16 protein-coding genes are annotated in these 17,908 nt (G+C 54.6%); 9 read left to right on the top strand and 7 right to left on the bottom strand.

From position 1 onward, the window contains the following. Positions 1-34: 34 nt before the first annotated feature. Together MOY_RS01705 and MOY_RS01700 are read left to right on the top strand one after the other, a co-directional pair. Positions 35-1,036 (top strand): J domain-containing protein, encoded by a 1,002-nt coding sequence (locus MOY_RS01705; protein ID WP_009095835.1) that lies wholly within the window; start codon positions 35-37, stop codon positions 1,034-1,036. A gap of 67 nt (positions 1,037-1,103) precedes the next feature. After that, positions 1,104-1,535, top strand: coding sequence for a hypothetical protein (locus MOY_RS01700; RefSeq protein WP_009095833.1), 432 nt, complete (start codon positions 1,104-1,106; stop codon positions 1,533-1,535). On the opposite strand, the gene MOY_RS01695 is transcribed toward MOY_RS01700, so the two are convergent. After that, the gene (locus MOY_RS01695) at positions 1,452-3,878 is read right to left on the bottom strand and encodes a mechanosensitive ion channel domain-containing protein (protein ID WP_009095831.1); all 2,427 of its coding nucleotides are present in this window, start codon (positions 3,876-3,878) and stop codon (positions 1,452-1,454) included. The two genes, MOY_RS01700 and MOY_RS01695, sit on opposite strands and share 84 nt — an antisense overlap. Before the next feature lie 128 nt (positions 3,879-4,006). Here MOY_RS01695 and MOY_RS01690 point away from each other — a divergent pair, with 128 nt between their 5' ends. Together MOY_RS01690 and MOY_RS01685 are read left to right on the top strand one after the other, a co-directional pair. Further along, on the top strand, positions 4,007-5,014 hold the full coding sequence (locus MOY_RS01690) for an amidoligase family protein (protein ID WP_009095829.1): 1,008 nt from the start codon (positions 4,007-4,009) through the stop codon (positions 5,012-5,014). 26 nt (positions 5,015-5,040) lie between these two features. After that, positions 5,041-5,715, top strand: coding sequence for a gamma-glutamyl-gamma-aminobutyrate hydrolase (locus MOY_RS01685; protein WP_009095828.1), 675 nt, complete (start codon positions 5,041-5,043; stop codon positions 5,713-5,715). A gap of 24 nt (positions 5,716-5,739) precedes the next feature. On the opposite strand, the gene tpx is transcribed toward MOY_RS01685, so the two are convergent. Beyond that, complete coding sequence (gene tpx / locus MOY_RS01680) at positions 5,740-6,243, bottom strand: thiol peroxidase (RefSeq protein ID WP_009095826.1); 504 nt, start codon at positions 6,241-6,243, stop codon at positions 5,740-5,742. A 112-nt stretch (positions 6,244-6,355) separates the two neighbouring features. On the opposite strand from tpx, the gene MOY_RS01675 reads away from it, so the two are divergent. Continuing rightward, positions 6,356-7,069 (top strand): glutamine amidotransferase, encoded by a 714-nt coding sequence (locus MOY_RS01675; protein WP_009095824.1) that lies wholly within the window; start codon positions 6,356-6,358, stop codon positions 7,067-7,069. A 6-nt stretch (positions 7,070-7,075) separates the two neighbouring features. On the opposite strand, the gene nfi is transcribed toward MOY_RS01675, so the two are convergent. Both nfi and MOY_RS01665 read right to left on the bottom strand, forming a co-directional pair. After that, complete coding sequence (gene nfi, locus MOY_RS01670; protein ID WP_009095822.1) at positions 7,076-7,762, bottom strand: deoxyribonuclease V; 687 nt, start codon at positions 7,760-7,762, stop codon at positions 7,076-7,078. 194 nt (positions 7,763-7,956) lie between these two features. After that, positions 7,957-9,669 carry a DEAD/DEAH box helicase gene (locus tag MOY_RS01665; RefSeq protein ID WP_009095821.1) on the bottom strand — a complete coding sequence of 571 codons (1,713 nt, stop codon included), beginning with the start codon at positions 9,667-9,669 and terminating at the stop codon, positions 7,957-7,959. Between the two features lie 510 nt (positions 9,670-10,179). Here MOY_RS01665 and MOY_RS01660 point away from each other — a divergent pair. Beyond that, positions 10,180-10,377 (top strand): CsbD family protein, encoded by a 198-nt coding sequence (locus MOY_RS01660; protein WP_009095819.1) that lies wholly within the window; start codon positions 10,180-10,182, stop codon positions 10,375-10,377. Between the two features lie 113 nt (positions 10,378-10,490). Then, complete coding sequence (locus MOY_RS01655) at positions 10,491-10,970, top strand: PRC-barrel domain-containing protein (protein ID WP_009095817.1); 480 nt, start codon at positions 10,491-10,493, stop codon at positions 10,968-10,970. 107 nt (positions 10,971-11,077) lie between these two features. Here MOY_RS01655 and MOY_RS01650 read toward each other — a convergent pair whose 3' ends face one another. Beyond that, positions 11,078-12,073 (bottom strand): glutathione S-transferase family protein, encoded by a 996-nt coding sequence (locus tag MOY_RS01650; RefSeq protein WP_009095815.1) that lies wholly within the window; start codon positions 12,071-12,073, stop codon positions 11,078-11,080. Between the two features lie 82 nt (positions 12,074-12,155). Continuing rightward, positions 12,156-13,076 (bottom strand): LysR family transcriptional regulator, encoded by a 921-nt coding sequence (locus MOY_RS01645; protein ID WP_009095813.1) that lies wholly within the window; start codon positions 13,074-13,076, stop codon positions 12,156-12,158. Positions 13,077-13,491: 415 nt separating this feature from the next. Here MOY_RS01645 and MOY_RS01640 point away from each other — a divergent pair, with 415 nt between their 5' ends. After that, on the top strand, positions 13,492-15,147 hold the full coding sequence (locus MOY_RS01640) for a peptidoglycan DD-metalloendopeptidase family protein (RefSeq protein ID WP_009095810.1): 1,656 nt from the start codon (positions 13,492-13,494) through the stop codon (positions 15,145-15,147). Between the two features lie 131 nt (positions 15,148-15,278). Here the strand turns inward: MOY_RS01640 and MOY_RS01635 are convergent, their stop codons facing one another. Continuing rightward, entirely contained in the window at positions 15,279-16,922 is a 1,644-nt protein-coding gene (locus MOY_RS01635) for a L,D-transpeptidase family protein (RefSeq protein WP_009095808.1), read from the bottom strand. Positions 16,923-17,041: 119 nt separating this feature from the next. Here MOY_RS01635 and MOY_RS01630 point away from each other — a divergent pair, with 119 nt between their 5' ends. After that, on the top strand, positions 17,042-17,764 hold the full coding sequence (locus tag MOY_RS01630) for a murein L,D-transpeptidase catalytic domain family protein (RefSeq protein ID WP_009095806.1): 723 nt from the start codon (positions 17,042-17,044) through the stop codon (positions 17,762-17,764). Positions 17,765-17,908 lie beyond the last annotated feature (144 nt).

The raw sequence follows: 17,908 nt of genomic DNA, 5'->3' as shown, positions 1-17,908 counted from the left end.
GCTACGGTTCACTTCTTTGCTTTGGAGCTAGGCAATGTCCATTGCCCGTTTCTCACCCTTTGAGCTGCTACTGCTAAAAAGCCGCAGCCAAGTGGATACGGCAACCCTGCTACTATTAGCCTGGGTGCTGGTGCATCGCCAGCACGTTTCTGAGGGGCAGCGTCGGCGCCGCTTGGCTCAGGTGACGGCGCAATTTCGCCACGGCCATGAGCTGGGGCCCGTTATGGGTATTGCCCACAGCCAAGACCTGCAGGCAATTCAGCTCGCCGCCGAGGTAGTTCGCAAAGAGTGCTCTAAGGAGCGCAGTCTGAGTATCATTCATCAAGCCATTACCGTGGCGACCGACGACGGGGAAATATCCCTAGCGAACCACTACATTCTGCGCTTCCTGGCCGACCTGTTAAACGTAACACCCGCCACGCTAAGTACGCTGTTTCAGGAACTCACCGGTAAACCACTGCTCCCGCCGGAAGACCCTAGCCGAGATACCTACTGGCAGCAGCACGACCCAGAGTACCATGCCCGCCAAGCCCAGGAAGCCCAAGCGGCCGAGCGGCAAGCGAAAGAAGCCCAAGCCAGAGCGGAGCAGCGCCAGCAGGCAAAAACAGACAAGCAGCAGCAAAAACAACAAAAACAACAAAAACAGCAGGAGAAACAGCGTCAACAGGAGCAGGCGCGTAACGCTAAAGCGCGTGCTCAGCGAGAGAAGGAACAGCGTCATCGGGAAAAGGCCCAGCAGGAGCAAACTAGCCGGGAACGCTGGCAACAAGAGCAGGCACGCCAGGAAGAGTCTCGCCGCCAGCAGCGCCAGCGCTCAAGCAGCCCACCGCCGCCTGATCGCAAAACCCGCGCCTTGGCGGTGTTAGGCTTAACGCCCGGCGCCAGCCGAACCGATGTGCGCCAAGCCTATCGCCGCATGGCGCAGCTGCATCACCCGGATCGGTTCTACTCAGAAAGCGACCACCAAGTTGCCCTGGCATCGGCACGCTTTCAACGCATAAAAAATGCCTATGATTATTTAATGCAAACCTACTAAGCCGCCCTTATGTCGTTAAACGGCGGCTTCCTTAATGCCGTCATAGCTTGCGAGTATTCACCACGTTATGCGCGATTTGTATCAACGATTAGCCCTTTCGCCCAGCGCGAATGAAGCTGACATTAACAGTGCGGTGGCCCGCTGCCCTAACAGCGCACTTCGCCAGGACGCCAAGGCCGTGCTGGCAATCGCCGAGCGCCGCGAAGCCTACGATACGCTCCACGATACGGTAAGTGATATTGGCCGTTTACGGGCTCGCTTAGGCTTAACCCATGGCGCGCATTGGCAGGGGGACGTAGCGAACGATTTCTCACTGCCGCCGGACAACGCCATCTCCCGCCATGATGAGCTGGTCGACCGGGTAAGCCTCGCGGTTTCGCTCTATAACCGTTGGCGTCGTTGGCGAGGCCCCTGGCTACTCATCGGCACTTTCGCCGCTGGAGCTGGCATAGGCCTCGCCCTTGGGTTCGCCCTGAGCCTGGGGCTTAGCTTGGGGTAATTCGCCCTCACGCTCACGGGCATCCCTGCGCTTTTCAGTTTTAGTCGGGCGTGGCGCTGGCGTTGGGGGCGCCGGTTTTTTTCGCGCGCCCTCCTGCTCATGGTCGCCACTATCGTTAATCGAGAAGTCGCTCCCTTCGCCTGCCGGGTCTCGAGCATCCGAGCGCGCTTCCATGCTAACGCTAAGCCGCGGTATGCCAAGATCCATTTCCTGAGCTTCCATACGCTGCTTAAGCAGCAAGTTAAACGCCCTGGACACATCCCACTGCATTTCAGGGGCGGTACGAAAACGCATGCGCAGAATGGGGCAGCCATCTTCAAACCCTTGCACTCCCTGCATTTCCAGCGGCGACCAGATGTAGTGGCGCATCATCGGGTCTTTGCGCAGCTCCTGAGCCGTCTCTTGCATTAAGGTAATCGCGTCGTCAATTTTCATGTCGTAAGGGATACGAATCCGCATCAGCGCAATGCCAAACTGGCGCGACATGTTATGGATTGACTCAATACGGCTAAAGGTAATGATGTGAACGATACCATCTAAATCCCGCAGCTTAACGGTGCGCAACGTTAAGCCTTCTACCGTTCCCATATGGCCGTTGATTTGTACAAAATCATCTACCGCGAGTGAGTCTTCAATCAGGATAAAAATACCGGTGATTAAGTCCTGTACGAGCGTTTGGGCACCAAAGCCAATCGCCAAGCCGATCACACCCGCACCCGCCAGCAGCGGCGTCACATTCACGCCCAGGTTGGCCAACCCCGCAATGACCGCAATAATTAAAATGGTGACAAAAATCACATTGCGAATCATGGGGGTAATAGTCTGCGCCCTGGCCTGATTAACCCGCCGCCCCCGAGAGCGAGCAGAGGAAGTCAGCGCACGCTGAATGGCCGTATCAGCAAATATCCACACCAGCCACGCCAGTAGCACGGTGGACCCCAGGCTGATCAACGCTTGTCCAATACGGGCGCTTGCCACGGCCTGCTGGCCCAAGCCAAAGAACGAGCCACCCCACACTTGCATGGAAAGCTCAGCAAACACCATCCAAGTACAGATATGCGCCAGCACAAACCCAAACCGCTCCAAACGCTTACGGTACTGGCTATAACGGTGACGATGGCGACGCTTGCCCATGCGCTCTGCCTGGCGCCGCAGTAGCCCCGTCGCCACCAAGGTAAGTACCAGCAAGCTGGCCGTAATGATCGAGCGGGCCAAGGCGGTGCCCACATCACCAACGGTAATAAAGATCGCTAAAAGTGAGCCGCCTACCATTAACAGCGCCGGAATATGCCACAGGCCGCCAAGGGTGCGGATCATTTCAACCGCGGCACTGGCATCGCGGCGCTGCTTGTAGGGGCGGTTGCAAATCAAATGACGAATAGGACGTTTGAACCGGAAAATAAAGCGCGCTGAAAGCAGCGCTGCCAGCATATTAGCAAGCACAGAGACCAAGCTTGAAAGCTCAGAACCCAGCATCTCCACCAAGCGTGACGAATTTACCGCGTCGCCTAGTGCAATCAGTGCACCAATAGCAAATAGCCCACGCAGCGCTTTATGCTGGAGCAACTGCACTGCGGTGAACCGATGACCACGGCTGAAAAAGGCGATTACGGTTTCAAACACCACCGAAAGGGCACGCCCGCACAGGCAAACATAAGCCACTACCAACACGATCGTGCGACCCGAGCTTGAAGGTAGCAGCTGGCCAATGCCCAAAGTAATCGCAAACGACAGTGCCCAAGGCAGCATGCGGCGTAAAAAGTGAACAACCAATAGCCACGCTTTCGGGTCGCGGGGCAAATCAAGCGGCCACTCACGCCGCGTTGCGACTAGGCGACCCAACGCAATCATCAAGATGAGTAGCACGCTCCAGACAACACCCAGCACGGCGGCATCCACGACCGCACGAATTGCCTCGCCCTGGCCAGCTCCCTCATTTAAAGCGCGTAAATCATCAGCCCCCTGCACGAGTTGTCGCGACCACTCATCAATGGGCGAATTACCCGCTTGGGCTTGTTCGCCAAGATCAGACAGCGTATCCGCCAGCGCGCCTAGCAACCCTTGGCGCACCACACCATCCTCTTCAGCCGCCTGCGCGGTCACTTGCAACTCACGCAGCGAGTCAAGTAGCTCCCTGCGCCGCTCCTCGTTCTCGAGCATCGAGATAACGTCGTTAAGCGAGCTTTGAAAGTCATCGCTACTGACGCTTGGCTCTTCACTGGGGACGCTTCCACCCACTAGGCTAGGCAGCGAAACACTCTGTGCTTGGGCCTGCGCCATAACACCTAGCAGGACGGCGATGATAACGCCCATCATCAGCTTGATTATCCAGTGCTGTCGCACACTTTACTCCTGTCGTGGGCCGGCTTTAACACACCGGTTTCTCAACGTTTTACTGACTGCACACACTCAGTCTCAACGCGTGACTATGATAGGCTGGGTGCCTAAACGTTCACCTCAAGGATGGCGAGATGACGCTACAAGCTCCACCTCACCGGTTAAATAGTAACGGGCAACCGAGGCGTGTTGGCGTAGAAGTTGAATTTGCCGGCCTACCGCCTCGCGATACTGCTGCGCTGGTGCGTGACTTATTTGGTGGTGAGCTTAACGTGGTAAGCCCCCACCGGCTACTGGTAGAAGGCACCCAGTGGGGCGAGTTTGGCATAGAGCTAGATACTCAATACGCACACCCTGACAAAACGCTGCTGGAAGAGCTCCACGAAAACGACAGCGAGTGGGCGCGCCACCAACACCAGCGACGGGTAGAGTTCCATCAAAAGACCCGGGAATTGATTGGCGATATGGTGACCGGCCTAGTGCCCACCGAAATTGTTTGCCCCCCTATTCCCTGGGATGAGCTTGAGACACTAGACACGCTATTCCAGACACTGCGCAATAGAGGCGCCAAAGGCACCGATGCGAGCCTGCTGTATGGGTTTGGGCTACACCTCAACCCAGAGATAGTGCGGCTTGATGTTGAGTATCTGCTCGCCATGCTGCGCGCTTACTTACTTTTGGCAAGCTGGCTGCGCGATGAAATCAAAGTAGATATCACTCGGGAAGTTTTGCCCCACGCCAACCCATTCCCCAAAGAGTACGCGCTGAAAGTTCTCGACTTTAATTATCAACCTGACCTAGATAGTTTTATTGATGACTACCTGCACCACAACCCTACACGTAATCGTGAACTAGACTTGCTGCCTCTCTTCGCGTTCCTGCGCCCTGATCACCCCCATGAGCTACTGCATAGCCAGCTCATTAAACCACGCCCTACTTTTCACTACCGGCTACCCAATGCGCAGCTTTCGCAGCCCGGCTGGGGCTCGGTAATGGAGTGGAACCGCTGGGTGGAGGTTGAAAAGCTAGCCGCTAACGCCAGTGTGCTGCAGGCGCGCTGCGATGAATATATTGCCTACCATAACCGCCCCTTGCTGGTGCGGTTTAAAGAGAAGCTGCTACGTCTACTCGGTCGTCGCTAACCCACTGACATGTGAGCTTTGCCAGAATGTCTCGACCGCTAATTGGAATTACCTCATCAGATCACAAAAGCCATCTTGCGTTTTGTTTTGACTGGTTTGCCGTATGGCGACACGGCGGCAAACCCCTGCGCTTATCGCCCTCTCGCCCGCTGCCCGACCACCTGGACGGTTTAATTATCGGCGGTGGCGACGATATTCAGGCCCATTTGTATGGTGGTGAAGTGCAGTTGGACGTGCGCCTAGACCCCGCGCGGGACGCGCTAGAGCTTAACCTGCTGGATCGGTTTATCCCTAAAGGCACGCCAGTGCTGGGTATTTGCCGAGGAGCGCAGTTAATCAATGTCCATTTAGGTGGCACTCTCGACCCCGATATCTACACCACCCACGAAGGCTTAAAACGGCGTCGAACCGTGCTGCCTCGTAAGACGGTTGATATTGTCGGGGCGAGCCAACTTCATCAACTACTGGGAGTCACCTGGTGCAGGGTAAATAGCTTGCACCATCAAGCCGTCAATAAAGCGGGAAAAGGGATTAATATTGTCGCCCGTGACCGAGATGGGCTGGTACAGGGTATCGAGTCAACGGAGCATACGTTTTTGATTGGTGTGCAGTGGCATCCAGAGTGGCTAGTATTTAACCGCCCCCAACAGCGTTTGATTAATGCACTAGTGGAGGCGGCTAAAAAAACAGGCGCTAACTAGCAAGATACACCTGCCGTTGAGCCGCTAACTTTTTAATGCTGCCAGCGCCGCCTCGTAGTCTGGCTCGTTTTTCAGCTCGCTGACCAACTCACTGTGAAGCACGCGGTTATCAGCATCCAGCACGACCACCGCACGGGCGCATAACCCTTCCATGGCGCTATTACATAGTGCTACGCCCCATGCTTCTTGAAACTCACGATGGCGGAATGTTGAGAGCGTTTTAACATTATCCAGCCCTTCTGCTCCGCAAAACCGCTTCGCTGCAAACGGCAGGTCAGCAGACACGACCAGCACCACGGTATTCTCTAAGCTTGAGGCCAGCTCATTAAAGCGCCGGGTAGATGTTGCGCAGGTGGGGGTGTCAACGCTGGGGATAATATTCAACACCTTACGCTGGCCTTGGAAAGGCTCCAGTGTGACATCCTGTAGATCAGCATCTGTTAATGTCATGACGGGGGCTACTTGCCCAGCAGCAGGCAGCTTGCCTGCTACGTCCATGGGCTCACCCGCTCGGGTTATCTGTTGCATATCAGCCTCCTAGTGTATGGTAAAACGATAATATGGTGCGAAGTTTCAGCTTACAGGGGATGCCCCTGCTTCGGCTATCTTTCCTCAGGCGCGATACGACCACGAGACCTACATGACCTCTTTAGTCATTATTAAGACCGGCGACGCCTTCCCAGAAGTAATTGAACAGCACGGTGATTTTGAGCAGCTCTTTATACAGCAGCTCACTGCGGCGCTGCCTAGCCATCTGACGTTAACCGTATGGGATGCGCGTGAGCCAACCACACCTGCGCCACCGTCGTCCTTTGCCGGCGTGATGATTACCGGCTCCCACAGCATGGTGAGCAACCAAGAGCCATGGAGCGAAGCGCTAAAACCCTGGCTACAACAGGCGTTAGCAGAAGATATCCCCATGCTGGGCGTTTGCTATGGGCATCAGTTAATGGCCGCCTTAGGGGGGATTAGCGACTATCATCCAGCGGGACGGGAGTCTGGAACGCACCAAGTGCAGCTTACCCAGGCGGGCCTTCAGGACCCACTGTTTGGCCAACTGCCTGAACGTTTCCCGGCACAGCTTACCCATGCCCAGTCGGTCATACAGCTGCCGCCCGGCGCAACGGTACTGGCCCACAACAGCCACGATGCTCACCAAGCGCTGCGCTATGGCTCACGACAATGGAGCGTACAGTTTCATCCCGAGTTCACTCCACCTGTCATGCGCGCTTATATTGAGCGCCAGCAAACAGCTCTGCGCGAGCAGGGGGAAGACCCACAGGCGCTGCTTGCCGCCATTACAGCAACACCCGACGCCACCAGCTTACTGCGTCGTTTTCTCGCCTTGCTGTAACTGCGGCTAGCGTTGCTGCCCCCGCCGTGAGGCCAGCCGATCCGCGAGGCGGGTTGGCTCGGGCAGCTTCGTGCGGCCTAAACAGCACATCACCCAGGAAAGAGATGTCTCAAGGGAAAGCCGGTGCCCAGGCGATACAAAGACGGGCTTAACTTTCACCCGTGAACGCAATACCGCGCCAATGACATGACTACCTGCGGTTAAAGGCACCCAATCGCCCCGCGCTTCGCCCACCTCTGCATGCTTGCCATACAGCCTAGACTTAGCGATACCGATGGTCGGTATATCCAGCCATAGCCCCAGATGTGCCGCAACGCCCAGCCGGCGTGGGTGGGCAATACCCTGGCCATCCACCATCACCAACTCTGGCCTCACACTGAGTTTTTCAAACGCGCCTAAGGCGGCGGGAATCTCGCGAAAAGAGAGCAAGCCAGGAATGTAGGGCATCCGTGTTGGCTCGCGATGCACGACTTGCTCAACAACCGTGAGATAGGGTGCGGCGGATTGCTCCCACTTAAGCACCACCACCGCGGCACGGGTAATAGCCCCCTCCTCTTCAAAGCCAATATCCACCCCCGCAATATGCTTCACCGGCTCGATGCGATCATTACTCTCCAATTGCGATGCTAACTCTTTCTGAAGAGCAATCGCCTGCTTAGGGGAGAGATTCCATTCGTGTAGCACTGCGTCCATGCTTGCTCCCTCAATGCGTATTAGTGGAAGAGTATTAATGGAAAGAGCGTTAATAGAAAAAGTGTTAATAGAAAAAAAGTTAACCGCTGCGCATAAAGGTAGCCAAAAAAAATCCCCCCATGCCAATAAGCATGGGGGGATGTTGCACGTTCAGTGCGAATTGCTAGGCGCTCATCGAGCGCCTAAATACTCGCTTAAGCGCGTTCGCGGCGACGAACCGGCGCGTCACCATCGTCACGACGACGGCGTGGTGCACGCTCAGGGGCGCTATCTTCGCTAATTTCTAGCGGACGACCGGCCACGCGGGCACGGGCCATTTTCGCCAGAATAGTGGAAGGCAGGCCACTGGGTAGTTCAACTACCGAGAAAGCGTTGCGGATATCGATACGACCGATACGCGCACCTTCAATACCGCCTTCGTTTGCCAGTGCGCCAACCAGTTGACCTGGCTTCACGCCATCTTTATGGCCAACGGAAACGCGGTAGCGGGTCATGCCTTCGCTAGGCGCGCTTGAACGCTCACGACGAGCCCCCGGCTTACCAGCCGGTGCGCCGTCACGCATCGGCTTCTCTTTGCGCGGCGCCTGTAAGCGACCAATCGGTGCTTCATCAGCACGCGCCATGGCGGCAAACGCACAGGCTAGCTCGATGGCATCGTGGCCCTCTTCGACCAAGCGCTCAACCAGCGCACGCTGCTCTTCAGCGCCTTTGGTCAGCGCTGCAACAACGCGGTGATGGAACACTTCATCGCGATGGGCACGAATAGCGGCTTCGTCAGGCAGCGGCATTTCGGTCATTTTCTGCCCCGTTGCCTGCTCCATCCAGCCCACTTTGCGGCCTTCACGGAAGCCAGCGAAAGTAATCGCGATGCCGCTACGACCCGCACGGCCAGTACGACCGATACGGTGGGTGTAGGCTTCCGCATCCTGAGGCAGGTCGTAGTTAATAACGTGAGTGATACGCGCCACGTCAAGACCACGCGCGGCGACGTCTGTCGCAATCAGCACATCAACTTTGCCGCGCTTCAAGCGTGTAATGGTGCGCTCACGAAGGCTCTGATCGAGATCACCCGATAGGCCTGCCGCGTTAACACCACGGGCCGTTAGCTGTTCAACCAGCGTGGTACAGGCCGCACGGGTTCGCACAAACACGATGGCCCCATCAACTGGCTCAACTTCCAGAATACGTGCCAGGGCTTCAAGCTTTGCGCCACCATCAACGCGGACAATGCGCTGTTCGATGTTTTCGCCGGTGGTCGTACGCGACTCAATCGCCACCTTAACCGGGTCAACAAGATAACGGTTAACAATGCGCTCGATTTCTGCCGGCAACGTCGCCGAGAAGAACACGCGCTGTGCATTTTTAGGGGTATCGGCAACCACGCGTTTTACGTCGTCGATAAAGCCCATGCGCAGCATTTCATCGGCTTCATCCAGCACGAGCGCTGAAAGGCCGTCAAGTTTCAAGCTGCCACGATCAAGGTGATCGATGATGCGGCCAGGGGTGCCAACGATAATTTGGGCACCACGTTTTAGCGCACCTAACTGCTCACGGTACTCTTGACCACCACATAGGATCGCAACTTCAAGACCCTTAAGGTTTTGGCCATACTTACTGAACGAAGCCGCAACCTGCTGAGCAAGCTCACGGGTCGGAGCCATAACCAATACTTGAGGCTCGCGACGGGTAAGTTCTAAACGCGATAACAATGGCAGTGCAAACGCAGCGGTTTTGCCGGTACCGGTTTGTGCTTGGCCCAGCATATCGCGGCCTTCCAACAACGCAGGAATAGTCTGCGCCTGGATGGGCGAAGGAATTTCGTAGCCTTGTGCTTCAACAGCAGAGAGAACGGCAGGCAACAGAGCAAGATCGCCGAAGCTCGGCGAAGCGACAGAAGTCGAGGTCATTAATCACACCTTGGTAGGCCGGCTTTACCGGCAAAAAACATCGTAAGCGTCTCTGACTCTGGAATCGATGCGCGTTAAAAAACGCAACAAAAAAACAGGCTCCGCGTAAGCGGATATCGTCATAAGTGGAGTCGGAGACGCCGGTCGCACCTAGCATCCGGTCAGCAAACACCGCTATTTGCGGGCCAACCGTTGTGGCGACCTTCTGCGCCGATTTCACCCGTTTGGTGAAATACTGGAGGCGCGCCATCTTCACAGCAATGAACATCTGCAGTTAGCAAGATGTTCCCGCAAGCGCAGTTACGTACAAATTAAAAACTACGTAAATGAACGCTTATCGTCATGATGGAGGGGTCAACACATGCGAGGAGCGCGCATGCTAACACTGCAAGCAGCTCCTGACTAGTGTTTTTATATTAACTGTTATTAAAATCGAGACTTGCACATATTCGCTGTTCGTCTAACCTGAAAGTTGCTTAGGCATGTTCAACAACTTCAAGGAGCGATGAGATGAACTGGGATCAAATCGAAGGTAAATGGAAAGAAGTTAAAGGTAAAGCACGTACAAGCTGGGGTGATCTCACTGATGATGAGCTTGACCAAATTGGTGGTCGCAAAGATCAGCTGGTAGGTAAACTCCAACAAAAGTACGGCCTTCAGAAAGAAGAGGCTGAAAAGCGTGCCGACGATTGGGCCGACAGCCTGTAAGCGCTGAAGCTGAAACGGCTCTGATTAATAGCCCTAATTAACAGCTCTGATGGAAGCCATGCTTTAACCAGCATCGCCATAAGTAATACCCCGTAGCCACATGGAGAGAAGCTATGCGTAAATCTATTTTAACCACCGCCGTAAGCACCGTTCTACTGGGCAGCCTTGCCTTTGGCGCACAGGCTTCAGACCAGCCCCAAGGCATGTACTCCGCAGATGACATATTGGATGCTGAGGTTTATTTTGCTGATGGCTCTGGCGAAGAAATCGGCGAGGTTGACGACATCCTTTTCGATGATGATATGCGCATCACCGCGCTGGTCATTGAGAGCGGTACCGTCCTTGGTCTTGGAGGCCGAGAGATTGTAGTAGGTACTGATTATTTCACTCTTGAAACACACACCGAAGGTGATGGCGACACTGAGCATCGCGTTATGCTCAACGCCACGTCAGAAGAAGTGGAGTCCTTCCCTACTTATGATCGCGACTGGTGGGAACAGACCAGAGCCAACGCACGTGACGCATGGGAAACAACCCGCGATGGCGCCCAGAGCGCTTGGCAGTCCACCCGTGATGCGGTAAATCAGGATTAAGGAGCTCCCTCCTCCTTAGAAAGGTTAGTAAGACCTTTAAGCACCAGCAAAAAGGCCACCCGTTTTGGGTGGCCCTTTTGCTATTTAACAACGCCTATAGGCATAGATTACCCGTGGCGGCGGATGCCCTGCCCTGGAAGCCGCTCCCGATCATGGGGGCGCTCAAAATCGAGCAGCGGGCCAGCGGGCACAATGCGAGTTGGGTTGATGGTGTCGTGGCTGTAATAGTAGTGGCGCTTGATATGATCCATGTTGACCGTTTCCGCCACGCCTGGCCATTGATAAAGCTCGCGCACATAGTTAGCCAAACTAGGATAGTCTTCAATACGGTTGAAGTTACACTTGAAGTGGCCGTAATAGACAGCATCAAAGCGGATTAACGTGGTAAAGAGCCGAATATCAGCTTCGGTCAGCCACTCACCGGCGAGATAGCGATGCTCGCTCAGCCGCTTTTCGATGCGCTCCAAGGATTCAAACAGCGCGTGCACGTGCTTTTCATACACGCCCTGCTCTGTGGCAAAACCTGACTTGTACACACCGTTATTAATATGCTCGTAGACATCATCATTGACCTCATCAATAACGCTGCGAAGATCTTCCGGGTAAAAATCTAAATCGTTGCCGGTTAGCGCATCAAATCCACGATTAAGCATACGTAACAGGTCAGCCGACTCGTTATTGACGATCGCGCTGCGCTTTTTATCCCATAGGACAGGCACCGTCACTCGCCCGGTATAGTTTGGGTCGGTCAGCGTATAAAGCTGATGATGGTATTCTGCGTTATTAATCGGGTCGCCACTGGCGCCCTCATCTTGGTGATACGTCCAGCCTTTATCGAGCATTAATGGGCTAACATGAGAAACACCAATCAGCCCTTCAAGGCCTTTCAGCTTACGCATAATCAGCGTGCGGTGTGCCCATGGGCAAGCTAACGACACATAAAGATGATAGCGGTCTGGCTCCGCCGGGTAGCTCTGCCCAGCACCTTCCGGGGAGCTTCCTACCCAGTCGCGCAACTGGGCAGATTCGCGCACAAATTCGCCGCCGTGCTTTTTGGTGTCATACCACTGATCAACCCATTCGCCGTTAACAAGTAATCCCATCGAGGCTCTCCAGAAGTGAACGTATATTAAATGCAGCTTGCATTTAGCATACGCTCGCCCCCTGTATGCTCAAGCGGATGTTTTACGGCGTTTCATTCGAGGGAATCGAATCGTTAGGGCACTCCTCGTTGACCGCCTGCTTCAGCGCTTGCGCCATCGCGTGGGCGGCTGGGCCAGCCCGATCCCGGTCTCGAAAAATCATCTGCACCGGCACTTCACGAATACTACCTGCCGCAAGCGGCAGCCGTTTTAACTGCCCACTCCTAAGATCATCCACAATGCGGGTTTCAGGCATCCAAGCAAAACCCAGCCCTCGCTTAAGCATATCCAGTGAGGTATTAAGATGGCTCACTGTCCAGCGCTGCTCGGCTTTTAACCATCCTGCGTTCGTTGATTGACGCAACGCGGAGTCACGCACGACCAGTTGACGGTGCTGTGATAAATCGCGTAAATCCAGCGGGCGCCCTAGCTGATGAAGCGGGTGCTTTGGGTGAGCCACGGCCACAAATCGCACGAATGCCAAGGGCTCTCCTAAAAAACCCTGCGCTTCTATGCCCGATACGACCAAGTCAGCCCGGCCATCGTAGAGCATCTCGATCCCCCCATTGAGGACGCTTTCATGTAGCTGAACACGAACCTGGGGATAGGTTTCTGAAAAGCGCTCAAGCGCTTTGGCTTGAGCAGCCGCTGGAAAAACCTGATCAATAGCCACGACGACTTCGGCTTCCAAGCCAGCCGCTAACCGCGATGCCACATCTTCAAGTGTGTCAGCGCTTTCGATTAACTGGCGCGCGCGGCGCAGCAGTAACTCACCCGCCTCTGTAAGGCGAACCTGCCTACCCACAGGCTCTAATACCTGTACACCTAGCTGCTCTTCTAATTTATGTACTGCATGGTTAAGCGTTGAAGGGCTTTTATGAACGGCTTCTGCCGCACGCGCAAACCCACCATGATCAACCACAGCGGCCAGCATCTGCCATTGTGCAAGTGTTACCCGAGACATTTCGATTTCCTCGACGCTAGACAGCGAAATAATCCGCTTAATCTTCGAAAAAACCGTACTAGAATGCCAGGAAATTAAAAAAAGTACCTGCTTGAAAAAAATTATCGCCAATCGGTCAAGTAACAGAAGAGACAACAATCCTGGGCATTAATAAATACGCCTTTAACGTCCAGCGTCGTCCTGGTCTGGAAAATAATGTAAAACTGACCATTTAGTGCGCCTGCTAATTGGTTACTTTTGTTAGCAAACAGTGTTCAAAAATTGTAATTTCTGCTTAATACTTTCGCATTTTGCCGGAAGTATATTTTGTGGATAGATATACAGTCTATTCACCCCAACCTCGTTGGGGTATGGTTCTCGGGCTTATTCACTTTTATGTTACTTTTTTTACACGAATCTGGCGGTCCATTTACCCATGTTGCGAATCCTTCATTCGCTGCCCCGCACGCATAAATTATTACTGTTACCCGTGGCCACTATGGTCACTGTGCTGGGCACACAAAAGCTAATAACGACTTACAATGACTTGAACCAGCCTAACACCCCACTGGAGAGCGTATTAGTTCCGCTGCCCAGTGATTCTGCGCCGGGCGTACCATCGCTACGCCAAGAGAGAGCACCCGTTGCAGAAGCGATCGGCCGCGCCTCCCGCGCAATCGACGCGACCCGAGACCACATCCCGCTGAGCGACTTAGCCGCTACAGAAATTATCGACCTAGATATAGATCTGAACGTAATTGCTAGCGCTGAGGCATCGACGACCAGTGAAAGCCCCATGGCTAAATTGGATGACGGCGCTCTGCATATGGCTGTTGTACTAGGCACGCTGTCTAGTGGCATGCTCAATATCGACGCCTCTTCAGTCGAAATCGCTGATGCTACTTCCTACGAAGACTACGGCTTATTTGATGATATCTCTTTCCTCGAGTTCGAATTAGCAGCAGAAGAGCCCTTCGTTCCTGAGTGGAAAACGCACATTGTTGAGTCTGGTGAAACCTTCGCAGTACTCGCGCAAAATAAGCTAGGTCTTGGATATAGCGAAGTGCTAGCGCTGCTTGAGGATTTGCCCGACCCACGCATGCTAACTCACTGGCGCGCAGGTAATAGCTTCGATTATCAGCTGGACGAAAATCAGCGCCTGCTTTCACTACGCATGATGAAAAACGCCCGCGACGGCGTCTTATTAGAGCGTGAAGAAGAGCAGTACGCCGTTACCACAATCGAGCGCCAGGGCGAGCCTGTGCAGCGCCTCTACGCGGGCAGCGTAAGCGGTAGCTTTGCGCGCTCCGCTCAGGCAACCGGCCTAACCAGCAGTTCCGTTACCGAGCTTACTCGGTTGCTTGAAAAGAAACTCGATTTTCGTCGTGATAGCCGCCGGGGCGACCGTTTCCAGGTGCTCGTTGAGTCGGACATGATCGGCGGAGAAACGCTCGACTCCCGCGTACTGGCCGTTAAATACGACGGCGAGCGTATGGATTTAACGGTCGTGCGTAACGCCACCGACAATAATTTTTATACGCCGGAAGGCAACAGCCTGGATCCAGCTTTCGCCCGTTATCCGTTTGAAGGCAACTATCGCCTTAGCTCCCACTTTAACCCTCGCCGCTTGCACCCGGTGACTGGTCGCGTTAGCCCTCATAATGGAACCGACTTTGCGATGCCAATTGGCACGCCAATCATTGCACCTGCAAACGGTCGAGTTGAGCGCGTAGGCAACCACCACGCCGCAGGCCGCTATATTGTGGTTCGCCATGACAACGGATACCGGACACGTTATTTACACCTGTCTCGACCTCTCGTCAGCCAAGGTGAGCGTGTAGAAATGGGTGAGCGTATCGCCCTTTCCGGCAACACTGGGCGTAGCACCGGCCCTCACCTTCACTACGAAGTCATCGTCAATAATACGCCGGTTAACGCCATGACCGTGGACCTGCCTGAGAACACTAGCCTAAGCGGTGATACGCTGATTGCGTTCCAGCGCCACGCTGAGCCGGTACTTGCAGCACTTGAAAGTGGCGAGACAGGCCCCGTTAACGTAGCCGGTTACCAGCGTGAAGAGAGTAGCCAATAAGCAACTGGTGTATAAATAGCTAGCATAAACGCCGCCCCTAGTGGGCGGCGTTTATGGTTTATAGCGGGTAAAACTACTGGCTCTCGTCACGTCATAACCTGAGACACGAAGTAACGCGATATTAAGAAGCACTAGCTAGTTTTCGCCAAAGCACTGAGTAACAGCGCATCCCGGCGGTAAATATCATCACGAAATTCCACCTCCCCCTGGGCATTTGGCCAAGCCGTGAGATAGTGCAACGCGACCGGGATACGCTGTGGCAGATTAACATTACGGTCACTGGCGCTACTGTTCATCAGCGAAGAGAGCTGGTGACGGCTGCCGCTGTCCTGCAGCAACATTTGCGCAAACTCTAACACGCCCTCCACCCGCACACAGCCAGAGCTGAGCGCCCGCTGCTGCCGCTGAAACAAGCCTGTCGCCGGTGTATCGTGAAGGTAAATCATATCGTTATTTGGGAAGCGGACCACCACGCGGCCAAGGGGATTAGATCGACCTGCCACTTGGCGCAGCATAACGCCGCCTGGGCGCTGCCAATCAATGGTATCTGCATCTAGGCGCTCGCCACTATGGCTTAATACCTGAATATTCTGCTGCGCTAAATAGCTGGGATCCTGCCGCACCCGGGGCAAGACATCTTCACGCATAATGGTCGGGGGAATTGTCCAGCTAGGGTTAACCGTTAAGTGGCTTATAGAAGAGTGAATAATGGGCGTTTCACGCCGCGGGGTACCTACCACTACCCGGGCATCCCAGCGCTCGCCGTTAGGCCGGAGGTAGTGCAGACGGTAGCCAGCAATGTCTACCCACACCTGCGGCTCGGACGTGAGGTTTGTCCCAATCCAACGCGCCCGCTCTAAATTCACCCGCAATTGATCAATCCGTGAGCCCACCGGTGTGTTCAGGGCTAAGCGTGTTTGCTCGCCCACAATGCCATCGGCTTGCAGCTGGTGACGTCGCTGGAAGCGTTTAACGGCGCTTTCAAGCTCAGCATCAAAGTGGCGGGGGTCACGAACGGAAGACTGAACCCCAATCATGGGATACGCACTGCTATCAGCAGCCAATAAGCCAGCATCTCCCCATAGCGCCAGCCGCTGGCGCAGTACGGCCACATCGTCACCTGTATCATCTCGGCGCAACGACGTTTCTCTACCGGCTAAATGGGGGGCACTGCCTTGGGATTCGAGATGGCGATACTGGCTTAGCATCTCGCGGAGCTGAGCATATGCGGGGGTGGTGGGACGGGCTAAAGTGAGGGCACGCTCTATGTCACTGTCCTCAACCGCGTGTACAACACGCAGCATGGAGTAACGGTTTTCCGGACGCGGCAGTTCCCAGTTGGTTTCCATATCACGCGGGTCTACCTTGCCACGACCAAGGTGATCTAACGCTAGAAGAAGTGACTGGGTCGCCTTGAGTTCAAACCTCGCCTGGGCCGACTCTCCCGCTTGCTGGCTAAAGTGAAAATCGTCGAGCAACGTATGCGCAGCGTAATCTCTGGGGGTTAAGCCATCACTTTCAAGGCTATTTAGCGCACTGACTAATGCCTCAACGGCCGCTTTTGTTTGCCACGCAGGCTCGCCCTCTTTGTGTTGATAGAACGCCGCCACAGGTAGGCGGTGACTGGTTTCAGCTAACTGCTGCGCCAATGCTTGCTGCAGCGGTGCATTACCTGATGATGCATAAGCAGTGGTGAGCGCGTAAGGCGATTGGGTTAGCGCCAAACATAGCGCTGCGCCCATCGCCCATCGTCTTAGTAGCGGCTTCTCGTTCATCACCCCTCCTTGCGTTACTATGCTGAATCGCTATACCTGTAGATCCCGGTCGGTACGCTTAACTTTATAATAGCTGCTTACTTACATTCATCCCGTTATCTATTCCAGGATTACGCTCTATGTTACCTCGCTCATGTCTTTCTACTACGCTGTTTTCCTTGCCCGTTTTGCTATTTAGCCTGCCCCTTCAAGCAGCCAGCTTTTTGGCTCAGGTAGCGTCTGCACCACCGCACGGGGTGTCCACCTTGCATCATCAGTTACTGCAGCTAGCCCCCACCGCCACCCCTGAAGCGCTGCGGCTTGCAGCACAAGCGCTAAGCTGCGCAGAGCCGTCTGCTGAACGCTTAGCAGTGATTGATTACTCGCTGCCCTCCACCGAACCACGCATGTGGGTCTTCGACCTCCACCAGCATGCGCTGCTGTTTGAAGAGCTGGTTTCTCATGGGCAAGGCTCAGGGGATGCGGTAGCAGAGGTCTTTTCCAACACGCCAGAGAGCCACCAGTCCAGCATTGGCCTCTTTCGCACCATGAACAGCTACTATGGGCGCAATGGCTACTCGCTGCGTCTTGACGGTTTGGAAGCCAACGTCAATAACCTCGCCTTTGAGCGAGCTATTGTGATCCATGGTGCCAATTACGTCAGCGAGGACTTTATTGAGCAAACAGGTCGGCTAGGTCGTAGCCAAGGCTGCCCCGCCGTACGCGAAGAGATTACCTACCCGCTTATCGACAGCCTGAAAGAGAATCAGTATGTGTTCGCTTATTATCCCGATGAAGAGTGGCTCGCTACCTCAGCTTACCTTCGCTGCACCACCGAGCACCCGCAGCTGGCGCAGCGTTAATCACAAATAAGACGGTGCTAACAGCTGAGATACCTGTACAGCGCTTCCCACTATACAACTAAACAGCGGCTGAATTTGCTCATTAACCCAAGTTAAACCAAGCAAGCAATAAAACACTCTGCAATAATTTGTGACAAAACAGCA

The organism is Halomonas sp. GFAJ-1, assembly GCF_000236625.2.
Taxonomy (GTDB): Bacteria; Pseudomonadota; Gammaproteobacteria; order Pseudomonadales; family Halomonadaceae; genus Vreelandella.
The sequence above is the reverse complement of the archived record's forward strand: the minus strand, read 5'-3'. Positions and strand labels throughout refer to the sequence as shown.